15 protein-coding genes and 2 tRNA genes are annotated in these 19,741 nt (G+C 62.3%); 1 reads left to right on the top strand and 16 read right to left on the bottom strand.

Annotated elements, in window-relative coordinates:
- Positions 1-19: 19 nt before the first annotated feature.
- From HNQ60_RS04495 to HNQ60_RS04465, 7 genes are all read right to left on the bottom strand, one after another.
- On the bottom strand, positions 20-841 hold the full coding sequence (locus HNQ60_RS04495) for a carbohydrate ABC transporter permease (RefSeq protein ID WP_184329795.1): 822 nt from the start codon (positions 839-841) through the stop codon (positions 20-22).
- Positions 838-1,671 (bottom strand): carbohydrate ABC transporter permease, encoded by an 834-nt coding sequence (locus HNQ60_RS04490; RefSeq protein ID WP_184330186.1) that lies wholly within the window; start codon positions 1,669-1,671, stop codon positions 838-840. Before HNQ60_RS04490 ends, HNQ60_RS04495 begins: the two co-directional genes overlap by 4 nt.
- Positions 1,672-1,712: 41 nt before the next feature.
- Positions 1,713-3,005, bottom strand: a complete 1,293-nt coding sequence (locus tag HNQ60_RS04485) for a sugar ABC transporter substrate-binding protein (RefSeq protein WP_184329794.1) — start codon at positions 3,003-3,005, stop codon at positions 1,713-1,715.
- Positions 3,006-3,017: 12 nt separating this feature from the next.
- Positions 3,018-4,550, bottom strand: coding sequence for a glucoamylase family protein (locus tag HNQ60_RS04480; protein ID WP_221304006.1), 1,533 nt, complete (start codon positions 4,548-4,550; stop codon positions 3,018-3,020).
- 210 nt (positions 4,551-4,760) lie between these two features.
- On the bottom strand, positions 4,761-6,083 hold the full coding sequence (locus HNQ60_RS04475; protein WP_184330184.1) for an MFS transporter: 1,323 nt from the start codon (positions 6,081-6,083) through the stop codon (positions 4,761-4,763).
- Positions 6,084-6,123: 40 nt separating this feature from the next.
- On the bottom strand, positions 6,124-9,729 hold the full coding sequence (locus HNQ60_RS04470) for a hydantoinase B/oxoprolinase family protein (RefSeq protein ID WP_184329793.1): 3,606 nt from the start codon (positions 9,727-9,729) through the stop codon (positions 6,124-6,126).
- An 8-nt stretch (positions 9,730-9,737) separates the two neighbouring features.
- A complete protein-coding gene (locus HNQ60_RS04465; RefSeq protein ID WP_184329792.1) occupies positions 9,738-11,723 on the bottom strand; it encodes a diguanylate cyclase in 1,986 nt (661 codons plus the stop codon).
- 222 nt (positions 11,724-11,945) lie between these two features.
- Here HNQ60_RS04465 and HNQ60_RS04460 point away from each other — a divergent pair.
- Positions 11,946-12,022: transfer RNA gene (locus HNQ60_RS04460), tRNA-Pro, on the top strand.
- A gap of 105 nt (positions 12,023-12,127) precedes the next feature.
- On the opposite strand, the gene HNQ60_RS04455 is transcribed toward HNQ60_RS04460, so the two are convergent.
- The 9 genes from HNQ60_RS04455 to HNQ60_RS04415 all read right to left on the bottom strand — a co-directional run bounded on the left by HNQ60_RS04455 (position 12,128) and on the right by HNQ60_RS04415 (position 19,714).
- Positions 12,128-12,484, bottom strand: coding sequence for a MerR family transcriptional regulator (locus HNQ60_RS04455; protein ID WP_184329791.1), 357 nt, complete (start codon positions 12,482-12,484; stop codon positions 12,128-12,130).
- Positions 12,465-12,767, bottom strand: a complete 303-nt coding sequence (gene ihfA / locus HNQ60_RS04450) for an integration host factor subunit alpha (RefSeq protein WP_184330183.1) — start codon at positions 12,765-12,767, stop codon at positions 12,465-12,467. Before ihfA ends, HNQ60_RS04455 begins: the two co-directional genes overlap by 20 nt.
- Entirely contained in the window at positions 12,767-15,139 is a 2,373-nt protein-coding gene (gene pheT, locus HNQ60_RS04445; RefSeq protein WP_221304003.1) for a phenylalanine--tRNA ligase subunit beta, read from the bottom strand. The genes ihfA and pheT overlap by 1 nt, the downstream gene beginning before the upstream one ends.
- Before the next feature lie 139 nt (positions 15,140-15,278).
- Positions 15,279-16,307 (bottom strand): phenylalanine--tRNA ligase subunit alpha, encoded by a 1,029-nt coding sequence (gene pheS / locus HNQ60_RS04440; protein ID WP_184329789.1) that lies wholly within the window; start codon positions 16,305-16,307, stop codon positions 15,279-15,281.
- Positions 16,308-16,398: 91 nt separating this feature from the next.
- Positions 16,399-16,764 carry a 50S ribosomal protein L20 gene (gene rplT, locus HNQ60_RS04435; protein WP_184329788.1) on the bottom strand — a complete coding sequence of 122 codons (366 nt, stop codon included), beginning with the start codon at positions 16,762-16,764 and terminating at the stop codon, positions 16,399-16,401.
- Between the two features lie 10 nt (positions 16,765-16,774).
- Positions 16,775-16,972, bottom strand: a complete 198-nt coding sequence (gene rpmI, locus HNQ60_RS04430) for a 50S ribosomal protein L35 (RefSeq protein ID WP_184329787.1) — start codon at positions 16,970-16,972, stop codon at positions 16,775-16,777.
- 144 nt (positions 16,973-17,116) lie between these two features.
- Positions 17,117-17,641 carry a translation initiation factor IF-3 gene (gene infC, locus HNQ60_RS04425; RefSeq protein ID WP_184330182.1) on the bottom strand — a complete coding sequence of 175 codons (525 nt, stop codon included), beginning with the start codon at positions 17,639-17,641 and terminating at the stop codon, positions 17,117-17,119.
- A gap of 3 nt (positions 17,642-17,644) precedes the next feature.
- Positions 17,645-19,573: a threonine--tRNA ligase gene (gene thrS, locus HNQ60_RS04420; RefSeq protein ID WP_184329786.1), complete on the bottom strand. Its 1,929-nt coding sequence runs from the start codon at positions 19,571-19,573 to the stop codon at positions 17,645-17,647.
- 66 nt (positions 19,574-19,639) lie between these two features.
- Positions 19,640-19,714 (bottom strand) — tRNA-Val (locus tag HNQ60_RS04415).
- Positions 19,715-19,741: the final 27 nt, after the last annotated feature.

The raw sequence follows: 19,741 nt of genomic DNA, 5'->3' as shown, positions 1-19,741 counted from the left end.
GCGATGACGCCGTTCATGATCAGCCCTTGACGCTCCCGGCCAGGATGCCGGCGATGTAGTAACGCTGCAGCGCCAGGAAAAGCACCAGGACCGGAACGGTCGTGATCACTGCCCCGGCCATCATGAGCTCGTTGTCCTGCACGTACTCGCGCGACAAGCCCGCCAATGCAACCGGCAGCGTGTAGAGCTTCTGCGAGCTCAGCACGATCAACGGCCACATGAAGTCATTCCAGGTGCCGAGGAAGGTCAGGATGCCGAGCGTGATCAGGATCGGCTTGAGCAGCGGCACGACGATGGACCGGAAGATGCGCCATTCGCTGGCCCCATCGATGCGCGCGGCCTCCAGCAGATCCTCCGGGATCGACAGCGCGTACTGCCTGACGAGGAAAATGCCGAAGATGCTCGCCATCGCGGGAACGATCACGCCGCCGTAGCTGCTGACGAGGCCCAGCTCCTTCACCAGCGCGAAGAGCGGGATCATTGCAACCTGGCCGGGAATCACCAGCGCTCCGAGCATTGCGCGAAAGAGCCATTCGCGCCCACGGAATCGCAACTTGGCGAACGCGTAGCCCGCCATCGTGTTGAAGCACAGCGAGATCAGCGTCACGCAGGTCGCCACGAATGCGCTGTTGAACATGTACCGACCGGCGCTGTGCTTCGCGAACATCTGCCTGTAGTTGTCGAGCGTCGGCTCGCTCGGCAGCATCGGCGGCGGATAGTGTCCTGCCGCGCCTGTCGGCATGAACGAGACCGATATCATCCACACGAGGGGAAACGCCGTGACGATCGCCCCGGTGAGCAGTGCTGCGTTGACCCAGAACGTGGCGACAGGCTTTCTCATGCGTTCACCTGCCGACGCGCGAGCCGCAGCTGCAGCAGTGTGATGGCGAACATGAGCACGAACAGCAGGAACGCCACTGCCGATGCGCGGCCAAGGCTCCACCACTTGAAGCCTTCCTCGTACATGAAATAGAGCACGCTCAACGTGCTTTGCAGCGGTCCGCCTTCCGTCATGACATACGGTTCGGCGAATAGTTGGAAGTAGCCCGTCATCGTGAGAATGCTCACGAGCAGCAGCACGGGCGCAAGTCCGGGGAGCGTCACGTGGCGGAAGAGCTGCCAGCCCGATGCGCCGTCGATGCGGGCCGCTTCGTAGAGATCTTCGGGAATGCTCTGCAGCGCGGCGAGCAGAATGATCATGTTGTAGCCGAAGTTCTTCCAGATCGCGAGGATCACGATGGCTGGCATCGACCAGTGCGGATCACCCATCCAGTCGATCGGATCGATCCCGAACCAGCCGAGCACGTAGTTCAGGAAGCCGTAGCGCGTGTGAAAAATGTATCGCCACACGACGGCCACCGCGACCATCGTCGTCACGACTGGGGCGAAATAGATCGTTCGATAGACGTTCTTGAATCGCGCGAGCTTGGAGTTGACCAGCAGCGCGGCTCCCAGAGACGCTCCCAGCGACAGCGGCACACCCAGGATGACGAAATAGAACGTGTTGCCAAGCGCCTTCCAGAACAGCGGCTGCGTGAGCAGCGTGACGTAGTTGTGGAAGCCGACGAACCGGAGGTTGTCATAGTCGGCGAGCGCGTAGAGATCGAAGTCCGTCAGGCTCATCGCGAACGCGGCGAGGACAGGAATAAAGAAGAACACGGCGAGCACCATCAGCGCCGGCGCGACGAACCACCACCCTGCCCGCGCAACTTTCACGCCTTGCCTCCGCCTCTGCTCATCATCCAGCGACGTTTCTCGAGGATCGCATCGGTCGTCGCGTCGAGTTGCACGGTCGCACCATCCACCGTCGCCCGACCGTACACGACGCGCTCGGACGCCAGCCGCATCTCGGTGACGATTCGCTCCCACTCGGGCACCTTCGGTGGCGAGCGAAGCCTGTCGAGCTGTGTGTAGTAGGCGCGCGCATACGGCGACCGTTCGAGTGCAGGCAACTGCCACGATGTTCGTCGCGGTGGAATGTTTCCCGTCAGTTCGTAGAAGCGCTGCTGGGTCTGCGGCTCGGACAGATACTCGATCAGCTTCCACGCGCCTTCCTTGTTCCGCGCTGTTTTCATGACGACGAGCGCGCCGCCGCCAGCCGAGGACAACCCTGGCCCTTCCGGCCCAGGCATCGGAGCGGTCATCCAGGCGTCCTTCAGTTCCGCCGGCATCCGCTTGTTGAACTCCGCGATGTTCCAGGGGCCGGAGATGTAGAACGAGAAAAGTCCGTTGCCGAACTCGTCCCATACATTCGATAACTGGGTGTTGCTCATGCGCGGAGCCCAGCCGCGCTCGAAAATATCCGCGTAGAAAGACAGCGTCCGATGAAAGTCGGGACTGCGGAAATTCCCCCAGCGTCCTTCGTCGCGGAGCAACTCGGACGGCTGCTGCAGGGCCAGTACCAGCAACGGCTCGAACTCGTTGAGCGGCAGCAGCACGGAGTAACGATCCGGGCCTACGAGCGACTTGATCGCGCCCATCATCGCGGACCATTCCGCCCAATCCGCCGGCGGATGATCGAAACCCGCCTGCTTCAGCAGATCCGTCCGGTAATACAGAAGCCGGGTGTCGACGTACCACGGAATGCCATACAGCACGCTGTCGATGCGATTGGCGTTGAAGGTCCCTTCGAAGAAATCCTGTTGCTCGACGATGCCGGAGGTTCGAACCGCCTCGTCGATCGGCTCGAGTGCATCGAGCGCGGCGAACTCAGGTACCCAGGTGTTGCCGAGCTGACAGACGTCGGGAAGGGTTTCGCCAGCGTAGGCAGTGAGAAGCTTCTCGTGGGCGGAGATCCAGGGCAGGCGCTGGATTTCGACTTCGGTGTCCGGATGTCGCGCGTGAAATTCTTCGAGCAACTCCGCGGTTGCTTCGCCTTCGCGCCCGAACGCCCAGAACCGGACGACTTCCTTGCTACGCGTCCCGCCGCAACCCGACACCGCAGCGCCCGCCAGGCCCGCGAGCACCGTTCTGCGCGACAGCTGCAACGACGAGCCGCGACTCACGACACTCTCGAATCAGGGTTCGATGGGTGCTGGCGGGGGCGGCGGCGTCGGTGCCGAAAGCCATCCGCCGGTGAATCCAGCCCGCTCCAGACCGCGGCGAATGTAGGGATTGCGTTGCATGGTTCTCCAGATGACCTCGGAGCGGTAGTTCTCGATCATCGCCACGATGGGTCCCTGGTCGATGCCGAGATAGTCGCTGGCGATCCAGCCGATCCCGTCGACGACCTTGCCGTGCCTGAGCGTCACATCCTTGTATGTGAAGCTCTGATTCACCGAATCCAGGAAACCATAGCGCTGATACAGATGTTCGCCGAAGCGCGCGCGGAAAGCACGAATCGTGGGAATCACGATCTCGGGTGCAAAGGCGATCGATGCCACCGCGGCGGTGGGCGCGATCGTGCCATCGTCGACGATCTGCGGCGCGGCTGTGGCACGGGCGGAGTATGTGAAGAAGCCGCGCTCTTCGTTGTTGAAGATCTGAACCGTATCGGCGGGACCGTCCGACGCCGACAGCCCCCAGATTTCGCTGTCGTAGCCGCGCCAGCGCAACGGGTTCTCGGTCGCGTAGTTGCGCTGGGCGTAGGTCGCGCGGCGGCTGTTCTCGAAGTAGTCGATGCCCTTCGAGCGCATGAACTCATCCTGGATGCCGCGAAAGTCGATCCATACGTGCGAGTACTGGTGGCCGAAGTGCGGGCCGAACGACAGGAATTCCTGGCCGTTGAACTTGCCCCAGTGATCCTTGTACGTCTTCAGCCACTCGTCCCAGGCTTCCGATCCCACCGGGTACGTCGGCGATCCGAGCGCGAGAACGTAGAGCAGCATCGCCTCGTTGTAGCCGCGCCAGTCGAAACGCAGGAAGCCGGTCTCCGGACGCCAGCCGTGCGAGATGATCGGCGGCCGATTCTGGGCCCACTGCCAGTCCACGCGACGATAGATCTTGTCCGCCAGTTCGCGAATCTCCGCTTCGATGCGCTCCTGGCGATCGAAGTACGACTGGCAGAGCAACACACCGCCGAGCAGCAGAGCGGTATCGACGGTCGACAGCTCCGTGGTCTCGTATCGATGCCCCGTCTGCATGTCGAGAAAGTGATAGAAGAATCCCTTGTAGCCCGCGACGCCGGTCTCTTCGGGCCCCTGCTTGAGCTGGTCGAGGAATCTCAGAGTGCGAACGACGCGCAGGCGAGCCTGCGCTCGAGACACATAGCCGCGTTCGGCGCCTGCGACATACGCAGTCAGTCCGAAACCCACCGCCGCGATGCTTGCGAAGGACGGCGACGGATATCGGTCCGGCACCATGCCGTTGCTGCGATTGGTGGTGTTCCAGAAGTAGCGGAAGGTGCGGCGCTCGAGATTGTTGAGCACCGGATCGGCGTCGCGATCGGGCGCGACCGAGCGGGAACGTTCGACGACCACCTCAGCCACTTCGGCGGCCGATGTCGTCGTGCCCGCGACGAGCACCGTGACGCTCGTCATGCAGATCGTGATCCATCGAAGCGATGCTTTCCTGAGGTGCGTGCGTACGCCTGCCACGACCGCTTCCGTCATCGCAGCTCGCACATATCGGCACGAACCCATCGCACCGCGTTGTAACCCATGCCCGATTTCATTGCGCGCCCTTATACCACGCCCGGTTTGGGCGGTCGGACACGCGCGGTTTCGCAATGGTTCCGCGCCTATGCGGAGCCAAGTGTAAGTTTTCCACGGACCGACCCCGCTCCTGCAATCTGGTGCGACTGTCTCGCAACGACTGCGGCGTCAGGCAAGTTCCTTCGTGCCGCCGGAAGGGCGAGACATCTTGAGCACCACCGCAGTGATCAGAAGTGCCACTGCGGTATAGGCAACGACCGACCAGTACGTTTCGTAGGCGCGCAGCAGGCTGGCAAACATCAGTGGCGCGATGCCACCGCCGACGATTCCCGCAAGCGTGTATGCCAGCGAAGAACCAGCGTAGCGAACTCGCGCCGGGAACTGCTCGGCAATGAAAGCTGCCTGGGGACCGTACATGCATGCGTGAATGACGAGACCCGCACTGATCGCGGCAATGATTACGGCGGGCGTACCGGTCTTCAGCATCGGAAACAGAGCTACGATCCAGACGAGGCCCACCGCTACACCGATGCCATAGATAGTGCGCCGCCCAAACCGGTCGGACAGCGAGCCGAACAATGGGATCGTCAAGGCGTTACAGGCGCCGCCGATCGAGAGCGCGACCAGCGCCAGCGTCCGCGACTCGCCGAGCGTGCTCGTCAGGTAGCTGAGCGAGAACACGGCAGTGAGCGAGTAGAGAACGTCCGGACCGACGCGGGCACCGCCGCCTCGCAGCAGCGAGGGCCAGTGCGAGCGAAACACTTCGGCGACAGGCGCCTTCGACGGGCCGCCCGCCTGCGCAAGCTTCAGGAACGGCGGCGTCTCGCTCACGCCAACGCGAATCCACAAACCGAATCCCACGAGAATCACGCTCGCAAAGAACGGCAGGCGCCATCCCCAGTCGAGGAACTGCTCCGGCGTCAGGAGCAATGTCAGCGCAGCGATCGAACCTGTCGCGAGCAATGTCCCAAGCGAGGGACCCATCTGGGCCCAGGAGCCGTTCCGGCCGCGCTTCGCGTCGTCACCGTGCTCCATCGACAACAGCACGGCGCCGGCCCACTCGCCCCCCAGCGCCGCGCCTTGAACGAATCGCAGCACGACCAGGAGGATGGGGCTGAGGATGCCGGCAGCCGCGTAGGTCGGGAGCAGTCCCATGAGTGCTGTCGTAACGCCCATGAGAAGCAGCGTCGCCACGAGCACGAAGCGTCGGCCGTAACGATCGCCGAGATGGCCGAAGACGAAGCCGCCGAAGGGCCGCGAAAGATAGCCGACGGCGAACGTCGAGAACGCCAAAATGGTTCCCGTGACCGGATCGAACGACGGAAAGAAGATCTGGCTGAAGATCAGTGCGGCAAGCGTGTTGTAGACCGCGAAGTCGTAATACTCGAGCGTCGTTCCGATGACGCTTGCAATCGGGAATCGAAGGCGATGGCGGACAGCGGATGGCGGATGATCAGAATCCGGAGTTTCAGCGCGCTGACTCTGCGTCATTTCTTCTGTCGCCTTCTTCAGTCTATCCGCCATCCGCTATCTACTTCGCCCCATATCCCCCGCCGCCGGGTGTCTGGATCACGAACACATCACCTGCCTGCATCCGCGCTTCGTGCGTCGCCCCGAACGTTTCGCGGGTTCCGTCGACACGCTCGATCCAGTTGCGACCGCTGAGCGCCGCGTCGGCGCCTTCGAGGCCGAACGGCGCCGTGCGACGGCGGTTCGCAAGCAGCACTGCAGTCATTGGCTTGAGGAAGCGAATACGCCGCTCGACGCCGTCACCTCCGCGATATCGACCCGTGCCGCCCGAACTGCGCCGAATGGCGAACGAATCCAGTCGAACCGGGAATCGCCATTCGAGCACTTCGGGATCGGTCAGCCGCGAGTTTGTCATGTGCGTCTGAACGGCGTCAGTCCCGCTGAAGCCAGGGCCCGCGCCCGAACCGCCACAGATGGTTTCGTAGTACTGATGCTCCCGATCCCCGAACGTGAAGTTGTTCATCGTCCCCTGGCTCGCTGCCAGCACACCCAGTGCGCCATAGAGACAGTCCGTGACGATCTGCGATGTCTCGACGTTGCCCGCGACGACCGCGGCCGGATAGCGGGGGTTCAGCATCGATCCTTCGGGCACGATGAGCTGGAGGGGCACGAGGCAGCCCGCGTTCATGGGGATTGCGTCATCGACCAGCGTCCTGAACACGTAGAGCACTGCTGCTCGCGTCACGGAACGGGGCGCGTTGAAGTTGTCGGACCGCTGCTCGCTCGTGCCGGTGAAGTCGATGGTCGCCTCGCGGCGGTCGCGGTCGATGCGGATGGCAACCTTGATGCGAGCGCCGCTGTCCATCTCGCATTCGAACGTCGAGTCCCTCAACGCGCCGATCACCCGGCGCACCGCCTCCTCGGCATTGTTCTGTACGTGCTGCATGTACGCGCGCACGACATCGATGCCGTAGTGCTTGCACATCTGGAGCAACTCGGCAGCGCCTTTCTGGCATGCGGCAACCTGCGCTCTCAGATCAGCCAGGTTCTGTTCGACGTTGCGGGCTGGATAGCGACCGGCGGACAGCATCGAGCGGACCGAGTCTTCGAGAAGCTCGCCGCCCGAAACGATCTGGACGTTGTCGAGAAGAACGCCCTCTTCCTCGATATGAGTCGAGTTCGATGGCATCGAGCCGGGCGTGATGCCGCCGATGTCCGCGTGATGCCCGCGAGCAGCGACGAAGAAGGCCGGTGTATCGCTGGTCCGGTCGAAAACGGGCATGACGACGGTGACATCCGGCAAGTGAGTGCCACCTGCATACGGAGCGTTCAGCACGAAGGCATCGCCCGCTGTCATCGTCCCTGCCCGGCGACGCAGGATCTCCTGCACCGATTCCCCCATCGAGCCCAGGTGCACCGGCATGTGCGGCGCATTGGCAATGAGATTTCCCTGTGTGTCGAACAGTGCGCAGGAGAAATCCAGTCGCTCCTTGATATTGACCGACGTGGCGGTGTTTGCCAGCGTCACGCCCATCTGTTCGGCGATCGACATGAACAGATTGTTGAAAACTTCGAGCAGCACGGGATCTGCCTGCGTGCCCGCTGCCCGTTCGCGCTTCGCGACCGTGACACGACGCAGGATCAGCGCCATCCCGGAATCGACCTGCGCCTGCCATCCGCTCTCGACGACAGTCGTTGTGTTCGACTCGAAAATGATTGCCGGACCGTCGATCGCATCGCCGGGGCTCAGCGTCGCGCGCGCAAGGAACGGCACTGACTGCCACTGACCGTCGAGGTAGACGCGGCCCGTATCGTTCTGGTGACTCGCGCCTGTCTCCGCCATGTTCATCGTCGTCGATGCGTCATCGATACTCACACCCACCGCCTCCACCAGGATCGACTCGATGACGAGACGACGCGAGGGCATCAGAAATCCGTAGCGCGTCCGATAGAGCGATTCGAAAGCAGCGACCAGCTCACCAATGTTGTCGGCGTCCGAGGGCGCCGGAAGCTGCAGGGTCGTATCCGTGCCCTCGTACTTGAGAGCAAGCCGTCGCACGAGGCGCACTCGTTCCGCGCCGATTCCCTGCTCCAGGAGTTCGTTGCGCGACTGCGCATCCAGTTCGCCGAACGCGCCGAGCGCGGCAGCGAGGCTTGCAGAATCGAGCACGGCCTCCGCGGCCTGCTGCTTCATGGCGATGACGTCCGCGAGACCGATGCCATAAGCGGAAAGGACGCCGGCGAGCGGATGAAGGAACACGGTTTGCATTCCAAGCGCATCAGCGACCAGGCAGGCATGCTGCCCGGCAGCGCCACCGAAACAGGTCAGCGTGTAGTCCGTGACATCGTGGCCGCGCTGTACTGAGATCTTCTTGATGGCATTGGCCATGTTCTCGACCGCGATGCGCATGCAGCCCGCCGCGATCTGCTCCGAAGTGTGTAGCGTGCCCGTCGCGCTCGTCATCTCCTGCGCGAGCGCCGAGAACTTGCTGCGCACGATATCTGCATCGAGCGATTCGTTTCCATTCGGGCCGAACACCGCCGGGAATCGCTCGGGGCGAATCCGTCCGAGCAGCACATTGCAGTCGGTTACCGTCAACGGTCCATTGCGCCGATACGCGGCCGGCCCCGGATTGGCGCCCGCCGATTCAGGCCCGACGCGCAACCGGACGCCGTCGAAATGGCAGATCGAACCGCCTCCGGCTGCAACCGTGTGAATCTGCATCAGAGGCGCACGCAAGCGGATGCCAGCGACCTCCGTATCGAAGGCTCTTTCATATTCACCGGCATAGTGGGCGACATCCGTCGATGTTCCGCCCATGTCGAAGCCGATGATGCGGTCGAAGCCTGCCATCCCGGCCGCGCGAGCTGCGCCAACGATGCCGCCGGCGGGGCCGGAGAGAATGGCGTCTTTACCCTGGAATCGATGCGCATCGACGAGCCCGCCGGACGACTGCATGAATTGCAGCTTCACTCCAGGCAGTTCTCCAGCCACGCGATCGACGTAACGTCTCAGAACCGGCGAAAGGTACGCATCGACGACTGTGGTATCGCCGCGCGACACGAATTTCATCAGCGGACTGACTTCATGCGATGTCGAGATCTGCGTGAAACCGATCTGCTTCGCCAGACTCGCGAGAAGCTGCTCGTGAAACGGATAGCGATAGCCGTGCATGAGCACGATGGCGCAGCTGCGAATCCCATTGTCAAAGGCGGCTTGCAGGAGCGGCCGCGCGGCGGCTGCGTCGAGCTCACGCACGGTCCTGCCGTGGGCATCGATGCGCTCGTCCACTTCGATGACGGACTCGTAGAGCATCGACGGCAGGTCGATCTTGCGAACGAAGAGGTGCGGCCGATGCTGGTAGCCGATGCGCAACGCATCACGAAAGCCGCGCGTGACGAGGAGCAACGTTCGCTCGCCCTTGCGCTCGAGCAGGGCATTGGTTGCGACAGTCGTGCCCATGCGGACAACTTCGATCCGCCCGACGGGCAGAGGCTCGCCCGCGCTGCATTCGAGCAGCTCCCGAATGCCCTGCACGGCGGCGTCCCGGTAACGCTCAGGATGCTCGGAGAGAAGCTTTCGGGTGATGAACCGGCCGCCCGGACTTCGCGCGACGATGTCGGTGAATGTGCCGCCGCGGTCGATCCAGAACTGCCAGCGCCGCATGATGGCGATCAGGCGTACTCGATGGACCCGGTGCCTACATCAGGCTCGGCTTTTCCGCTGCCCTTCGCGCTCGCGTGGCCGTTCTGAGTGACCTTGACGCAGTTGCGGCCGCCACGCTTCGCCTCGTACAGCGCAGCATCTGCCCGATGCAACATGGTACCGGGCGTATCGGTTCCCGGGACCGAAGTGGATACGCCGATGCTGACCGTGATCTTCCGATCCTTCAGCCACGGCAGGGAATCGATCGCCATGATCTGCGTGCGGATCGATTCCGCGACCTCGCAGGCCTGCGCCGTGTCGGATGCGGGGAGGACGGCGATGAACTCTTCGCCACCCAACCGGCCGACAAACGAAGGTTCGCGCACAGCGTCCCGCAGCCCCGCGGCCACCAGCTTGAGGGCTGAATCGCCCTCGGCATGTCCGTGCTGGTCGTTGATGCTCTTGAAGTGATCGATGTCGATGATGAGCACCGACGCCGGCACGCGACTCTGCGAGAGCACGGGTTCGAGCCGCGCGAACACCGCACGGCGATTGGGAACGCTCGTCAGCTCGTCCGTCATCGCGAGCGTGTGCATCCGGATCGACGTACGACGCTGATGCAGCGCGAGAGCGAACAGCACTGCCGCGAGAACGACAGTCAGCACGATGACGACAAACTGCAGGTTGCTTGCGCGTCGCTCCTGCGCCAGCGCCTTCTCGTTGGCCTCGTTCTCTCGCGTGAGGAGCGCATTTTCCTTCTCTTTCGCGAGCGTATCGAACTCGATCTTGAGAGTCGCGAAACGCTGATCGATCTGATTGCGGAACTGGCGTTCAGCCGTTTCGCTCGCGCGGTCCAGGAAGCCGAACCCGGCACGCCAGTTACCCATCTCGGAGTACGTCACCGCCAGCTCCGAGTACGTTGCACGCAACTCGCTCAGCGATGCGGCCTGTCGGAATACCTGCAGCGCTTCCTCCAGCGCGGCAACGGCCTCCGGCAGACGCTTCAGCTGATGCAGCGCAATTCCGCGTGCGAGATTGATCTGTGCTTCGAGACGCGCGTCGGGCGTGTCCTTCTGCAAGGCCTGCGCCCGCTGCAGGATCTCGAGGGCCGTCTTCGGATTGCCGAGACCATTCTCAACGGCGGCGAGCCCACGCAGCGCGTATGCCTCGGCTCGCGGGTAGTTCAGCTGGCGGCTGATATCGAGCGCGCCCTGAAACGAAGTTCTCGCGGCGGCCCACTGCTTGAGATTCTCGTAGGCGCGACCGAGGTTGTGCAGTGTAACGCCCTGCTCTCTCAGCAAGCCCGCATCACGCTGAGCCTTCAGCGCCTGCGTGTACATGTGGCGAGCCTGCTCGTAATCGCCCATGCGGTTATAGAGGATCGCGATGCCGTTGATGGCGGTCAGCGCGTGCTGCGGCAACTTCAGATCGTCGTAGATGCCCTGGGCGCGCCGCAGATCGTTCAGTCCGGCCGCGTATTGCCCCTGCAGTCCGAGCAGGTAACCGCGTGAAAAGAGCGCTGCCGCGAGCATTTCCCGATCATTCGCTTCTGTCGCGATGCTGACGGCGCTTTCGTAGAACTCCCGCGCGCGATCGTTGTTGCCTGCCGTCTCGGCGATCTGACCTTCGCAATCCATCATGCCCGCACGCAATCCGGCGCGGCGCGACTGCCACAGCAACGAACGAATGACCGTGATCTGCTCTTCCGCGGCGGCGGTATCGCGTTCGGACTGGTAGTCGCAGAGGATCAGACGGGCACGAATCTCGATATCCGCATCGGGTTGGCGTTTCAGAATGCCAAGCGCCTGCTCGGCATCACGTCGGCTGGATTCCGGATCGGTCCGCATCGCGACCGCGGCCTGCTCGACGATCGCCTGCGCGGGATGCTGTTGGGGTGTCGCTGCCGGCTGTGCGGCCCAGGCGAAATGCGTAGCGAGCGCGCACAGCAACACGAAAAGCAGCCGGCTGATCGGCGCCTTGGCGAGGCCCATCGATTGAATGCGCGTGTTGGACAATGTGCGTTCGCTTGGAAGCTCAGGATACGGTGGGCTTCCCTGCGCCACAGTCCGAAAAAGCGGCGCTAATTTAGCCGATTGCACCGGCGGCCGTGTGTGTTCTTTGGTGAGTTGCGACCTGTCGTCGATTTGCTGGTCGGGCCCGGGCCCTGGGCCGGGAGAACGCCGGAAATGGCTGCAGCCCGGTGACATCTTCGAGTATGATTCGCGCCGCCTTTCGGTCGGGGCGTGGCGCAGCCTGGTAGCGCACTTGCATGGGGTGCAAGGGGTCGGAGGTTCGAATCCTCTCGCCCCGACCAATTCTAAGAGAAGTGACTAGCGGTTGGCGGTTAGTCAGAGGGGCCACTCTCGCGCCCAATTCCGCGGATTGCCTAGTCACCATCCGCTATCCGCTATCTACTTCTTCATCTGCGCAGAATGCGCAGGATCTCTTCCAGCTCTGTCCGCAACTGACGCACGATCTGCTGCGCCTGCGACACATCGTCGCGGGCCTCATCGCCCTGAAGGCGATTGCGTGCGCCGCCGATCGTGAAGCCCTGCTCGTAGAGCAGGCTGCGGATCTGGCGAATCACCAGGACGTCCTGACGTTGATAGTAGCGACGGTTGCCGCGCCGCTTGACCGGCTTCAGCTGCGGGAATTCCTGCTCCCAGTAGCGCAGCACGTGCGGTTTGACGCCGCACAGCTCGCTGACTTCACCGATGGTGAAGTAGCGTTTGCCAGGGATCGCGGGGAGTTCGCTGTTATTGCCTGCTTCCAGCATAGGCCTCGACTCGTGCCTTCAGTTTTTGTCCCGGACGGAATGTGACCACACGACGGGCGCTGATGGGAATCTCTTCGCCTGTCTTGGGATTGCGACCGGGCCGCTGATTCTTGTCACGAAGATCGAAATTACCGAAGCCGGACAGTTTGACCTGCTCCCCATTCGACAACGATGCACGCAGCTCCTCGAAGAACAGGTCCACGAGTTCGCGGGCTTCGCGCTTGTTGAGCCCCAATTGATCGAATAACGCTTCCGCGATCTCGGCCTTTGTGAGTGCCATGATTATTTGTCTCGTATCGTGGCGTTGAGCTGGTGGCTTAAGGCATCCACCACCTGCGCCACGATCGCATCGGCATCGTGGTCAGTCAGGGTGCGGGAAGTATCCTGCAATTGCAGACCTAAGGCTATGCTTTTCTTGCCTTTCTCAAACTGCTTGCCGCGATAGACCGAAAGTACGCTTACGTCCGTCAGCAACGTCCCCGCGCTCTTGCGGATCGCCGATTCGAGCGCCTCGACCGGAATCGCTTCATCGACGATCACGGCAACATCGCGACGGATGGCGGGGTATTTCGAAATCTCGCGAAACTCCGGAACACGTGCCGCGAGCACGCCGGCGACTTCCAGTTCGAAGACGTAGAGCGGATATGTCAAATCCAGCGCCTTGAGATGCTGAGGATGAAGCGCGCCGATCCAGCCCACCGGCCGATCGCCCCGCCAGAGCCTCGCGGATTGTCCCGGATGCAACGCCGGGTGCTTCTCAGCAGTAAAACGGAACGCGTCCGCGTCATCGGACAACGCGATCAGGGCTTCGACGTCTGCCTTCACGTCGAAGAAATCCACTTTCGCGGTCTCCGCGCCCCACTGCTCCGCCAATGCGGAACCGGACGCAACGCCCGCGATCATTTCGGTCTCGGCACCCGTCTTCGAGGCAAAGCGCCGGCCGATTTCGAACAGGCGAACGCGATGCTGCTGACGGCGATGATTCTCGCGCGCCGCATGCACCAGTCCCGGCCACAACGACAGACGCATGACGCCAAGTTCCGCGGAGATCGGATTCGACAGCGCCAGAGCGGTCTCGCCGAACAGCACGGACTGCGACTGTGCATCCGTGAACGTGTAAGTGATCGCTTCGTGATACCCGCGCGCGACGAGCAGATCGGCGGCGCGTTCGTTGCGAACCCGGGTTTCCGTCCAAGGCAGGATCGCCTGATCGCCGATCGCATCCTGTTCCGGGATGTTGTCGAAGCCGTAGAGGCGCGCAACTTCTTCGATCAGGTCTTCCTCGATATGGATATCGAAGCGCCACGACGGCGGGGTCACGAGCCATGACGCCCTGAGGTCATCGCCCGGAGCTGCCTCGATCTCCATGTTCAGACGACGCAGACAATCCAGCACGGTGTCATCGGACAACTGCACGCCGAGAACGTGTCGCACACGGCGATGACGCAGCGTGATAGCCGATCGACGTGGGGCAAAACCGTCATGGCGAGTCACGACCGTCGGCCCGGCCTGTCCCCCCGCGCATTCGAGCAGCAGTTGGGTGGCACGCTCGATGGCCCGTTCCTGCAATTGCGGATCCACGCCGCGCTCGAAGCGCTGCGAGGCATCCGTGATCAGACCATAACGACGGCCACGGCCGGCAACTGCGTCCGGCTCGAAGAACGCGACTTCGAGGAACACATCCTTCGTCGCGTCGCTGATACCTGAGTCCTCGCCGCCCATGACGCCGGCCATGCCGAGCGCTACTTTTTCATCCGCGATGACCGCGATGTCGGGTGTGAGCTCGATCGTGCGACCGTCGAGGAGCTTCAACTTCTCGCCTGCCCGCGCGCTGCGAACGACGATCGAACCGCTGAGCTGACCGAGATCGTATGCATGCATCGGCTGACCGAGCTCAAGCATCACGTAGTTGGTGACATCGACGACAGCGCTGATCGGGCGCAGGCCGGCGCGACGCAGGCGCTCCTGCATCCACCAGGGCGACTTCGCGCCGATGTTGATGCCGCGAATGACACGACCGGCGAATTTCGGGCACGCGGCCGTTGCTTCGAGACGGACCGGGAACGTATCGGTGATGGCTGGGGCAACGGGCTTGAACTCCGGGCCCTTCAGCGGCGTCGCTCTGGCTGCTGCGGCTTCGCGCGCGATGCCGGCAACACTCATGCAGTCGCCGCGGTTCGGCGTGAGATTCACTTCGAGGATCGTGTCGTCGAGCTGCAAGGCAGCGACGAGATCCTGGCCGGTCGTCACATGCTGCGGCAGATCGAGCAAACCACTGCTCTCTTCGCTCAAGCCGAGCTCGCGTGCCGAGCACAGCATGCCGTTCGACTCGACCCCACGAAGCTTCGCCTTCTTGATCTCAGTGCCGTTCGGCAGTTTCGCGCCGATCAGCGCCAGCGGCGCCTTCATGCCGGCACGGACGTTCGGTGCACCGCAAACGATCTGCAGCTCTTCGCGACCATTCGATACGCGGCAGACGTTGAGTTTCTCAGCGTCAGGATGCTTCTCGACCGCGAGAACTTCACCCACCACGATGCCGGAAAGTTCCGGACCAGCACGATGGATGCCTTCGATCTCGAGACCCGCCATCGTCAGCTGATGGGCGAGCGCCGGAACGTCGTTGCCGGTGTCGACCCAGTCGCGGAGCCAGTTCAAGCTGATTTTCATAAGGAGAAGCGGTTGGCGGTTGGCGGTTGGCGGTTGGCAAGAAATCGGAAACAGCGTGCGGCAGACGAACGGGCGAACGTCCGCATTCTGACTAACCGCCAACCGCTAACCGCTAACCGCTCCTCTTTCATGCAAACTGCTTGAGGAAGCGCAGGTCGTTCTCGAAGTACAGGCGGATGTCGTTCACGTTGTAACGAAGCATGGTCAGACGATCGATACCCATGCCGAACGCGTAGCCCGTGTAACGCTCCGGATCGACACCCACGGCGCGCAGGACGTTCGGATGAACGACGCCGCAGCCGGCGACTTCGACCCAGCCGGTGTTCTTGCAGACGCGGCAACCGGTGCCGCCGCAGGAGACACAGGAGATATCCACTTCAGCCGAAGGCTCGGTGAACGGGAAGTACGACGGCCGCAGCCGCATCTTCACGTCCTTCTCGAACAGCGACTTCATGAAACCGTGCAGCACGGCCTTCAGGTTCGCGAACGTGATGCCTTCGTCAACGACCAGGCCTTCGACCTGGTGAAACATCGGTGTGTGCGTCATGTCGGAGTCGCAACGATAGACGCGACCTGGCGCGATCACGCGGAACGGCGGCTTGCGGTCCTTCATCGCGCGGATCTGCACCGGCGATGTGTGCGTGCGCAGGAGCCGGCCGTCAGGGAAATAGAAAGTGTCGTGCATCGCCCGCGCCGGATGATTGGCGGGGATGTTGAGCGCTTCGAAGTTGTGCCACTCGTCTTCGATCTCCGGGCCGTCTTCGATCGTGAAGCCGGCATTGCGAAAGATCTGCTCGATGCGACGGCGCACGCGAGTGACGGGATGCAGACCACCGGTCGATTGACCGCGGCCCGGCAACGTAACGTCGACCGCGTCGGAGGCGAGCTGGTCGGCCAGCTTCTGCGCTTCGAGGACGGCCCGACGCTCGTCGAGCGCGGTGCTCAGTGCATTCTTCGCTTCGTTGATCTTGGCACCGGCGCTCTTGCGGACGTCCGCCGGCATCGCGCCAAGCGACTTGAGCTGCTCGGTGATTTCGCCCTTCTTGCCCAGCAAGCGGACGCGGATGGTTTCGAGGTCTTCAATGGAGGAACAGGCCGCGATCTCTGCGCGCGCGGCGTCAACCAGTGCTTGCAGATCTTGTTGCGGTTCAGTCATGCGGTATCGCCGAGGCTGACGTCGGCTCTTTATGTGGTCCCACAAACGCAATGAGGCTCGAGCCCTAAAGCTCGAGCCTCATCTTCAGACCTCAGGCTGCCTGGGGCAGAGCGTCCTTCGCCTTCTGCGCCAGCACGCCGAACGCAGCTGCGTCGTTCATCGCGATGTCCGCGAGGACGCGGCGATCGATCGCGATACCTGCCTTCGTGAGGCCGGCGATCAGCTTGCTGTACGACAGGCCGTGAACGCGCGCTTCAGCATTGATGCGCGTGATCCACAGTGCGCGGAAGTTGCGCTTGTTCGTCTTGCGGTCGCGGTACGCATACTGGCCAGCCTTGATGACTGCCTGCTTCGCGGCGCGGAAGACTTTGCGACGGGCGTTGTAGTAGCCCTTCGCCTTCTTGAGGATTTTCTTGTGACGGGCGCCAGCGATGACGCCTCTCTTAACGCGTGCCATGGGTCACTCCTTACTTCGCGTGCGGCAGCAATGCATCGAGACGGCCAAGATCCTGCTTCGACACCATGCTCGGTGCGCGAAGCTGGCGCTTACGCTTGCTCGTCTTGCTGGTCAGGATGTGACGACGATGGGACTGGGATCGCTTGAATCCCTTGGCAGTGGCGCGAAAACGCTTCGCCGCTGCCCGGTTGGTCTTCAACTTGGGCATTGCAAAAACTCCAACTTGTTTAGCCTTTGGAGTACGCCGTTCGTTACTACGCGAACTGCGCCTCTCGAGGCGGGACAGCGACTACCAGCTCGCGCCGGTGAGACCGCTGCTCACTTTTTTGTCATCGGACTTAAGAAGCGTTCCTTACTTCTTCTTCGGTCCGAACATCATGACCATCTGCCGGCCTTCCATCATCGGGTTCTGTTCGACCTGGGCGTGTGCCGCCAGATCCGCCTGTACCCGACCCAGAAGTTCGCGACCGACTTCCTGATGCGCCATTTCACGGCCGCGAAACCGCAGCGTGACCTTGGCCTTGTCTCCTTCCTGGAGAAAGCGAATCAGGTTTCGTAGCTTCACCTGATAGTCGCCCTCTTCCGTCCCTGGGCGAAACTTCACTTCCTTGATCTGAATCTGCTTCTGCTTGCGCTTCGCTGCATGCGCCTTCTTGTTCTGTTCGAACAAGAACTTTCCGAAATCCATGATGCGACACACCGGTGGATCCGCCGTGGGCGACACCTCCACCAGATCCAGCTCCGCGGCCTGAGCCATAGCGAGAGCGTCGAAGCGTGTCATCACGCCTGCCTGTGCGCCGTTTGCGTCGATGATGCGCAGCTTCGGCGACGTGATTTCTTCATTGCGCCTTACGCGCTTAGCAATGGGAGCAGCGATGCGTCATACCTCCAGATTGGTCCGGCCGCGGCTCGCGATTTCGTCGGCAAGCTTCTGCGCGATGACGTCTACGGACATCGCGCCGAGATCTTTACCACTGCGGGTGCGCACGGCCAGAGAGTTCGATCCTGCCTCGCGATCCCCTGCTACCAATAGGTACGGAACGCGCTGCAGCGTGTGCTCGCGGATTTTAAAGCCGACCTTTTCATTGCGCAAGTCCGAAGTCACGCGAAGCCCCTGATTTCTCAGGCTTTCAGTGACCTTGCTCACGTACTCGGCCTGGCCGTCCGTGATGTTCAGGATTACAGCCTGGACTGGGGCAAGCCAGGTGGGCAGCTTTCCGGCGAAATGCTCGATCAGGATACCGGTGAAACGCTCGAGCGAGCCGAAAAGGGCCCGGTGGAGCATGACCGGCACGTGCTTCTGACCGTCCTCGCCGATATAGGTGGCGCCCAGGCGACCCGGCATGTTCAGGTCGACTTGCAGCGTTCCGCACTGCCAATCGCGGCCGATGGCATCGCGAAGCACGAATTCCAGCTTGGGTCCGTAGAAGGCGCCCTCGCCCGGATTCTGGGTGAATTCGAGGTTGAGCTGGGTCAGGGCAGCCTTGAGCGCTTCCTCAGCCTTATCCCACACCTCATCCGAGCCGACCCGTTTCGGGGGGCGATCCGAGAACTTGATCCGGACATCCTCGAAACCGAATTCCGAATACAGCCCCAGGATCAATTTGGTCTGGGCGACCGCCTCGTCCAGCAACTGCTCCATCGCGCAGAAGGCATGCCCGTCGTCCTGGGTGAACGCCCGAACGCGCATGAGCCCGTGCAACGCACCCGACGGCTCATAGCGATGAACCTTGCCGAATTCAGAGAAGCGCACCGGCAGGTCGCGGTAGCTCTTCAGGCCCTGGTTGAAAATCTGCACGTGACCCGGGCAATTCATCGGCTTGAGGCAGTACTTGCGCTCCTCCGGCACCTTCACGAAGAACATGTTCTCGCCGAAGGTTTCGAGGTGGCCCGACCGTTCCCAGAGCTTCTGGTCGATGACTTCGGGCGCGCTGACCTCCTGCCAGCCAGCGGCTGACTGGTACTTGCGCATGTAGGCGATCAGGGACTGGAACAGCGACCAGCCCTTCGGGTGCCAGAACACGGCGCCCGGCGCCTCTTCCTGGAAATGGAACAGGTCCATTTCCTTGCCGATCTTGCGGTGATCGCGCTTCTCGGCTTCTTCGAGACGGGTGAGATAGGCCTTCAGCGCCTTCTCATCTGTCCACGCGGTGCCGTAGATGCGCTGAAGCATCTCGTTACGCGAATCGCCGCGCCAATAAGCACCCGCCAGCTTCGTCAGCTTGAACGCCCGCAGGAACCGGGTGTTCGGCACGTGCGGGCCGCGACACATGTCGACGTATTCTTCGTGGTGGTAAAGGCCCATCGCTTTTTCGTTGGGCATGTCCTCGACCAGGCGCAGCTTGTAGTCCTCGCCGCGTTCCTTGAACACGCGGATGACTTCATCGCGCGGCGTCATTTTCTTGATGACGTCGTAGTCCTTCACGATCAGTTCGCGCATGCGCGCTTCGATCGCTTCGAGGTCGGCCGGCGTAAAGGGCCGCTCGTACGCGATGTCATAGAAGAAGCCATCGTCGATGACCGGGCCGATCACCATCTTCGCCGTCGGGTACAGCTGCTTGAGCGCATGACCCAGCAAGTGCGCGAACGAATGGCGGATGATCTCGAGACCTTCCTGGTCCTTCGGCGTGATGATCTGGACCTTCGCATCCTTCTCGATCGGATCCGATGCGTCGACCAGCGTGCCGTCGACTTTCCCGGCAACAGCAGCCTTCGCCAGTCCCGGGCCGATGTCGGCCGCGATCTGGGCTACTGTGGTCGCCCCCGGATAGGTCCGTTGGCTGCCGTCGGGAAGGGTAATGACAGGCATACAGTCAGTACTTAGGGGCTCGGCCGAGAAAAAAAAGCGACGCTAAGGCGTCGCTCGTTGATCGATTGGTGCGCGCGACAGGGATCGAACCTGTGACCCCCACCATGTCAAGGTGATGCTCTACCGCTGAGCTACGCGCGCAGGAAAAAGGGTGCGCAAGGATAGCGA

This window comes from Povalibacter uvarum, from assembly GCF_014202975.1.
Taxonomy (GTDB): domain Bacteria; phylum Pseudomonadota; class Gammaproteobacteria; order Steroidobacterales; family Steroidobacteraceae; genus Steroidobacter; species Steroidobacter uvarum.
This window is presented reverse-complemented; position numbering and strand designations above follow the sequence as displayed.